This window comes from Candidatus Omnitrophota bacterium, from assembly GCA_040755155.1.
GTDB lineage: Bacteria > Hinthialibacterota > Hinthialibacteria > Hinthialibacterales > Hinthialibacteraceae > JBFMBP01.
In genome coordinates, this window is sequence record JBFMBP010000156.1 from 1 (window position 1) to 6986 (window position 6986).

A 6986-nucleotide genomic window follows, 5' to 3' on the forward strand; every position below is an offset into this window, starting at 1 on the left:
CGTATAGTCTACGTACAATCATCGGACATTTCAATAACGCATAGAAAAAATCCGCCTTCAAGATGTTTCTTCCATCCTGAAGACGGATTACTAATCCGATATAAATTGAATCACTTCTTCAACGGCAACTTCACCGACTTCCCCGTGCGCGCCGATTCGTAGACGGCGAGGATGATCTCTAGCGGTTTGCGGCCTTCTTCGCCAGTAATGAATGGTTCGCGATCTTCTATAATTGCTTGGCAAAAATCCTTGATCTGAGCGACATGTCCTTCGTTGGTGATGGCCTGGGCGTCGGCGGCGCCGCTGCCGCGTTCGCCCGCCGCTTGAATCTCCGCCTTCTTCTCGCCCATGATCTCGCGCAGAATGACTTTGTTCTTTTCGATCATGATCGTTCCTTTAGTTCCCGAAACTTCGATGCGCTCCTCTACGCCGGGATAGACGGCGGTGGAAGTAATGATAGTTCCGAGAGCGCCGCTCTTGAATTTCAGCAGCGCGTGGGCGACGTCTTCCACCTCGATCCGCTTATGCGCCGCCAGCGCGGTTTGCGCCGTAACGCTGACGACGGGATCGCTCATGCACCATTGCAGGCAATCCACCGTATGCACGCTCTGATTCATCAGGCAGCCGCCGCCGTCCAGTTTCCAAGTTCCGCGCCAGCCGCCGCTGTCGTAGTATTCCTGCGTGCGGAACCATTTCACGAAGCAATCGCCCAAAATCAGCTGGCCCAACAGGCCCGCATCGATGGCCGCTTTCAACTCCCGCACGCCGGGGTCCCAGCGCCGTTGCGAAATCACGCCCAGTTTGACGTTATTCTCGCGGCAGGCTTGGATCATCTTGTCCGCCTTGTCCAGCGTTACCTCGATGGGTTTTTCCGTCAGCACGTGCTTTTTGCGCTTGGCGGCGTTAACGGTCAACTCTCCATGCAGGCCGCTGGGCGTTCCCAGCGTGACGGCGTCGATATCCGTCCGCTTCAACATTTCGGCGGGCTTATCGTAGGATTTGACGTTGAATTTCTCCTCCGCCTTTTGCAGATTGGGTACCTTCTTCACATCCGCCACGGCGACAAGATGCGCCTGGGGAACTTCCTGAATGGCCCCGCAGTGGAACATGCCGATGAAGCCCATGCCTATGACGCCCATGCGCACTTGCCGATGCGGCATCCCCGCCTTATCGCAGACGCCGCGCAGCGCTTCCGCCGCTTCCGCGAATTTCTCCGGTCCCGTAAAACCGAAGAACTGTCCGCCTTGTAATAAGTGCGGCTCCAGTGTGGCGAAACCGGAAAAGCCGCGCTTCGCCAGCGCTTCGATCAAGTCTGGAATCTCGCCGTCGCCCTGTCCGGCGGGCGTAAATAGACCTTCGAAAGTGCAATCTTTGATATGCAGATGGTAAATATGATCCGCCTGCATCTCGAACCACTGCGTAAAAGGATGCGTTCCGACGGTCACGTAATTGGCGGGATCGAAAATAAGTTTGAAATTCGGCGAGTTAATGGAATCGGCCAGGTCTTTGCAGCGGATTCCCGTATCGCCGTAGATATTGGATTCGTTTTCGTGCAGAAGGATCAATCCTTCTTTTTCGGCGCGATCCGTCATCTCTTTTAGTCGCTTGATGACCTGCGTCCGGTATTTTTCCGGCGGCTGTCCTTCGGGAAAATAGAAGGAGAAGATGCGGATGCGCGGGCATTGGAAGTAATGCGCCATCTCGATGGCCCGCTCGTATCGCTGCCATTCCTTTTTCCACGAACTGGTGATGAGCACTTTGCCCAACGGCGTTCCGATCTCCGAAACGCCCATCCCATAATCGCGCAACAGTTCTTTCGCCTGCTGCTTCTGTTCAGCGTTTAGATCGAGAATGTTTACGCCCCAAAGATTGCGCAGGGCGATATAATTCAAATTCATCTTCCGCATTTCTCGCAGTTGTTCTTCGAAATCTTTGGCAATCTCGTCGCCGAAGCCGCTCAGTTTTAACATGATTCGCATACCTCTCCACTAAGGAATAGTAATAGGGATTTATAGCATTTTAATAGACAAAAATGAAAGCCGCGTCCACCATTTCGCCAAGAAAACAACGTGTTTTTCGATAAGGATGATAAGATTAACCGTTGCTATGGAGATGAATCTTGGTTCCTTTGGGCACGAGCCGGAAAAAGCCGCCCCGGCTGACTAAACCATTGGAAGGATCGTAGCGCGGACCGCCCCGGATTCCCGCCGGCCCCCAGCCATCCACCAAACCGGCGTTTTTGCGATGCGCGCTGTCGAGTACGGGATCCCATCTTCGCCAAGGCTGTCCCCATAAATCCTGATGAGTGCCGTAAGGGATCCAATGATAATAGGTATGGGAATATTGAAATCCGGCGCGCTGGTTCATATCCGGCAGGGCTTGAAAGCGGTCGGGAAGGAAGGCGTTGAGATAGGGGACGGGCGTCGTAAGCGGAAATTGCTGCGCCGGGCCGTCGCGATGGGCGTGATAGGAATTGTTGTCTAATTGATATTGCATCATGGCGTTGACCATCAAGCGCAAATCGTTCTCCGTCGCCGCGATCTTGGCGCGCAGCATGGCATTGAGAAAATTGGGAACGGCGATGGCGGCGAGAACGCCGATGATGGCGACGACGATCAACAATTCGATTAACGTAAAAGCGGAACGAGACGGCATAAGATTTCCTTCTCGAGAATTGATATGCGATCAAAAACGCGCGCCCTGCTTGCGGATAAACTTATCATACTTTGAAAATCTCGGATAGAGTTAAGAGAGCGTCGAAGAGACGGTTGTCATGTTTTGTAAAAGACGCCCGTCTTTGGGATCATGGGATTGCCAAGTATCCTGTACGAATGAGATGATGAAGCCATAGGAAAAGAGCGGCGCGGCGCTTGGCTCCTTACCGAATGGAAGGATGTAACAGACGGGGAAATGGCATTATGACTCGTATTTTGATCGTGGAAGACGAACCGGACATGCGGCGGGGACTTCAGGACAACCTGGAGTTCGAAAATTACCAAACCGTAGCCACTAGCAACGGCAACGAAGGGCTTCGTCTCGCTTTGAAGGAGAATTTCGATCTCATCATTCTCGACTTGATGCTGCCGGGAATGGATGGCATGGACGTTTGCCGCCAGTTGAAAGAATCAGGCTCGGCGACGCCGATCGTCATGCTCACCGCCCGAGGCGCCGAATCGGATAAAGTCAACGGCCTTGACGCCGGAGCGGACGATTACATCACCAAACCCTTCAACCTGCGCGAACTCCTCGCCCGCATCAAAGCCATCCTGCGCCGCGTTCAACGCGAACCCGCGCCTATCCTCGAATACTCCTTCGCCGACGTTTCGCTCGATTTCGAAAAATACGCGGCTTTCAAAGGCGGATCGCCCATCGAACTCTCGCCCCGAGAATTCGAAATGCTGCGGCTGTTCATCGAACATGAAAACGAAATCGTTACGCGGGAGCAATTCCTGCAACAGGTTTGGGGCTATTCCCATTTTCCCGCTACGCGCACGGTGGACAACCACATCGTCAAGCTGCGTCAGAAAATTGAAGACGATCCGGAAAATCCCAACCATATCATCACCGTCCACCGCATGGGCTACAAATTCATCCGAGGGGGGTGAAAATTGCATCTCGATTCCTGCCATCGAAGCCGATAGGCGCATGATTATCCGATGGCGATCCCCTAATCGGATATCGTTTTTTTGTTATAATACACTCCATAGAAACAGTTCTTCCGAAATAAGGAGAGACTTCGATGAGAACGATCGAAACTCAAGCAATGATCGACGCTGAAGGAACTTTAACGGCAAAGGTTCCATCGGATGTCCCTCCTGGGGAACATCTTGTCCTATTGTACATTGATGTTTCCTCAAAATCTTTTCCTAAAGACGATTCGAACAACACTTTTCAATTGAAATCCTTCCCGTTGGAAGGATGGCGTCCCAACTGTCGATTCACAAGGGAAGATATTTATGGAGACGAAGGACGTTAATCGGCTTTTTATCGATACGAATATTCTAATCTATGCCACAAATGAATCGTCTCCTTGGCGTCATAGCGCTGCAAATGCATTAATGGAATTGAGACGCAAGGGTATTGAACTGATCGTAAGCCCTCAAATCATTAGAGAATATTTATGCGTTGTGACAAGAAGCGCATCTTGCAGCAAGAATATTCTTTTCTCTCAAATCTTAGAAAATCTGAATAGAATACAAAAGGAATTCGTCTTGGTTGAGGAAAACCGACATGTCGTAGACTGTCTTGTGGATATTGTAAGAAATGTCTCCGTTGCAGGAAAACAAATTCATGACGCTAATATTGTGGCTACGATGATAACTCATGGCGTCTCTCATCTTCTTACCCGCAATACGGCCGATTTCATAAGGTTTTCTCAATATATTCATATTGCGCCGCTCGAAGATTAATAAGACCGCTTTTTCATGAATTAGACAAATTTTTGCCAAAATCGATTACTTGTTTAGAATAGGTTCAAAACAAATCGGAGCACTTCATTTCGACCGATTCGATAAAATTGGAGTCCAACCATGACAAGTCATCCGGCGGCGTTGGTTACCGGTTCCAGCCGGGGCATCGGCAGGGGAATCGCTATCGCGGCGGCGAAGGCGGGTTATGACGTCATTGTCAACTACGCGGGCAATCGCGAGGCGGCGCAAGAAACCCGCCGCGAGGTGGAAAAAGAAGGGCGGCGGGCGGAAACGATTCAGGCTGACATATCGCAGGATGCGGACCGGCGGCGTTTGATCGATTCGGCGTTGGAGATATTCGGGCGGCTCGATCTTCTGGTCAACAACGCAGGCGCAGCGCCCAAAGTGCGGGCGGATATCTTGGAAATGTCTTGGGAGAGTTACCGCCATGTAATGGATTGCAATCTCACGGGTCCTTTTTTTCTAACCCAATACGCCGCCAAACGCATGATCGAACTGCGCCGGAGCGGCGTCATGGATCGCGGACGCATCGTCTTCATCACGTCGATATCCGCTTATACGGCATCCATCAGCCGGGGCGAATACTGCCTTTCCAAAGCCGGGCTTTCCATGGCCGTAAAACTTTTCGCCGCCCGCTTGGCGTTGGAAGATATCCTCGTCTATGAAATCCGCCCCGGAATCGTCGCAACGGATATGACTTCCGCCGTTAAGGAAAAATACGACCGGCTGATCGCCGATGGCCTGACGCCCCAGCCGCGGTGGGGAACGCCGGAGGATGTAGGCAAAGCGGTCGGCGCCATCGCCCAAGGTTATTTCGATTTTTCCACCGGATCCGTCATCGAAGTAGGCGGCGGGTTTGGTCTCCGGCGTTTGTAATCCCTCCTCCAAATGCACGACGGCCAGAAAAAGAAGAAAAACAACGAGGTTGTTTAAGGCGTGAACGAGAGAGGTTACGCGATACGCCTTAACCCAATTCTCGCGGGCGCAGAACAGAAAACAACTGGCCAACACCCAGCCGATGCCGAACGTTTGAAGAATATGGGCGGGGCCGTTCTCAATGTGCAAGATGGAGAAAAAAATCGCAGACCAAAGAATGCGCGTCCTGGGAGCGCGCTTCGCCATCCGGGCGATTAACATAGGCAGCCATTGCCCTATGATAGTTTCGTAAAAAGGCCCCGCCAGAGTGATGAGAAAAAAGGCGGCGGTTTTTCCAAGATCCTGGACCATTTGACGGGGAACCTCTACCGTATCCGTAAAACGGAAGGGCAGAATCAAGCAGCCGATCACCAGATTGATTGATAGAGTGCAAGCCGTAAATCCTAAAATCTGCGCTGGTTCCGACCAGCGCCGCAAGGGAGGGCAATCGCCATTGGAAAAAAGAGGCATTGTATATTCCCAAAGAGGCGCGCATCCGGCTTTGTTCCATCAACGCGTCCATTTTTAAAGTAAGCAAGCCTACTTTGAGATAAGAAATCGTTCAATCCTTCATACTCTCTGGCCAAAGAGACTTCTTAATGGCTATCCTATACGAATTTTGACGTTATTTCTTTCCTTTTGGCGCGTTAATTCCTTAAGAGCGTCCTTACCAAGGAAAGGCTCTTGGCGATGGGAGGAAGAAAAGTAGGATGGGTCGCGTTTTTTGACCCATCGTTATTTATAGAAGTAATTGATGGGTCAAACGACGCGACCCATCCTACGATTTGACATATTTTCTTAGAGATTTTGGCGGGGCTTTCTTCGCAATATCCATCCTACGATTTACGAGGCGTTTCCGTAAAGCAAAGGGGGAAAAATATGAAAAGCAAAATCGTTCGCCATCATTCATTTCGCCTAGTTTTTGTTTTGGGTTTTGGATTTCTCTTGCTCCAATCCTGCGGACCGCCCACGGCGGAGATGCGGAACAAAACAGATCGAGAGATCGACGGCTTGAAAGGGCCGGTCAAAACGGCGCAATTTTTCCCTGCTAATGGAGGCCAGGCGATTGCGAAATATACTTACAATGCCGAAGGCGCTCGTACGGAGGACCTTTTATTCGATGAAAAGGGAAAACTTCGTCTAAAAAGAATCTACGCCTACGATGAAAACGATAAGTTAAAAGAAACCATCATCTATAATGAGGCGGGCGAAATCGCCGAGAAAATCGTTCCAACGCAGGAGATGAGCGGCAAGCCCCCCATCGATCTTCTCGCCCAAGCGGATGGCGAACTGCCTGCGAATCGAAATTACGTTTGGGAAGAATACGACGCTCATCAAAACTGGACCAAACGCACTTTATGGTTGAACTTGAGCAAATACGAACGCCAAGCGCTGCGGATGGATTATCGTTCGATCGATTATTACGAAGAAGAAGGGAAAGCCGCTCCTTCCGATTCCTGAGAGGCTAAAATCTCCGATCTTGATAAGAATGGGAAAAGCGAAACCAAACATATTAGCTATGAAAAACCATTTTGCGTCAAAAAATAATTTCAAAATAAGGCTTTAGGAGAATAGACGGGGCGGGAAAGGGAAGACAAAGTCTGCCTTTGATCGATCTCTCAAGGGCAGGCTGACGCCTTG

Annotated in this window: 6 protein-coding genes and 1 pseudogene; 4 read left to right on the forward strand and 3 right to left on the reverse strand. The window is 50.8% G+C overall.

Going from position 1 to position 6986, the window contains the following annotated elements; translation table 11 throughout:
* Positions 1-110 precede the first annotated feature (110 nt).
* Together AB1656_24800 and AB1656_24805 are read right to left on the reverse strand one after the other, a co-directional pair.
* Positions 111-1970 carry a TIM barrel protein gene (locus tag AB1656_24800; GenBank protein MEW6238617.1) on the reverse strand — a complete coding sequence of 620 codons (1860 nt, stop codon included), beginning with the start codon at positions 1968-1970 and terminating at the stop codon, positions 111-113.
* Positions 1971-2094: 124 nt separating this feature from the next.
* Positions 2095-2655, reverse strand: a complete 561-nt coding sequence (locus AB1656_24805) for a type II secretion system protein (protein MEW6238618.1) — start codon at positions 2653-2655, stop codon at positions 2095-2097.
* A 263-nt stretch (positions 2656-2918) separates the two neighbouring features.
* Here AB1656_24805 and AB1656_24810 point away from each other — a divergent pair, with 263 nt between their 5' ends.
* The 3 genes from AB1656_24810 to AB1656_24820 all read left to right on the forward strand — a co-directional run bounded on the left by AB1656_24810 (position 2919) and on the right by AB1656_24820 (position 5306).
* Positions 2919-3605 (forward strand): response regulator transcription factor, encoded by a 687-nt coding sequence (locus AB1656_24810; GenBank protein MEW6238619.1) that lies wholly within the window; start codon positions 2919-2921, stop codon positions 3603-3605.
* 351 nt (positions 3606-3956) lie between these two features.
* On the forward strand, positions 3957-4409 hold the full coding sequence (locus AB1656_24815; GenBank protein MEW6238620.1) for a type II toxin-antitoxin system VapC family toxin: 453 nt from the start codon (positions 3957-3959) through the stop codon (positions 4407-4409).
* 120 nt (positions 4410-4529) lie between these two features.
* A complete protein-coding gene (locus tag AB1656_24820; protein ID MEW6238621.1) occupies positions 4530-5306 on the forward strand; it encodes a 3-ketoacyl-ACP reductase in 777 nt (258 codons plus the stop codon).
* Between the two features lie 54 nt (positions 5307-5360).
* Here the strand turns inward: AB1656_24820 and AB1656_24825 are convergent.
* Positions 5361-5816, reverse strand: a pseudogene (locus AB1656_24825) (CPBP family intramembrane glutamic endopeptidase).
* Positions 5817-6224: 408 nt separating this feature from the next.
* Here AB1656_24825 and AB1656_24830 point away from each other — a divergent pair.
* Entirely contained in the window at positions 6225-6806 is a 582-nt protein-coding gene (locus AB1656_24830) for a hypothetical protein (protein ID MEW6238622.1), read from the forward strand.
* The last annotated feature ends 180 nt before the right edge of the window (positions 6807-6986 follow it).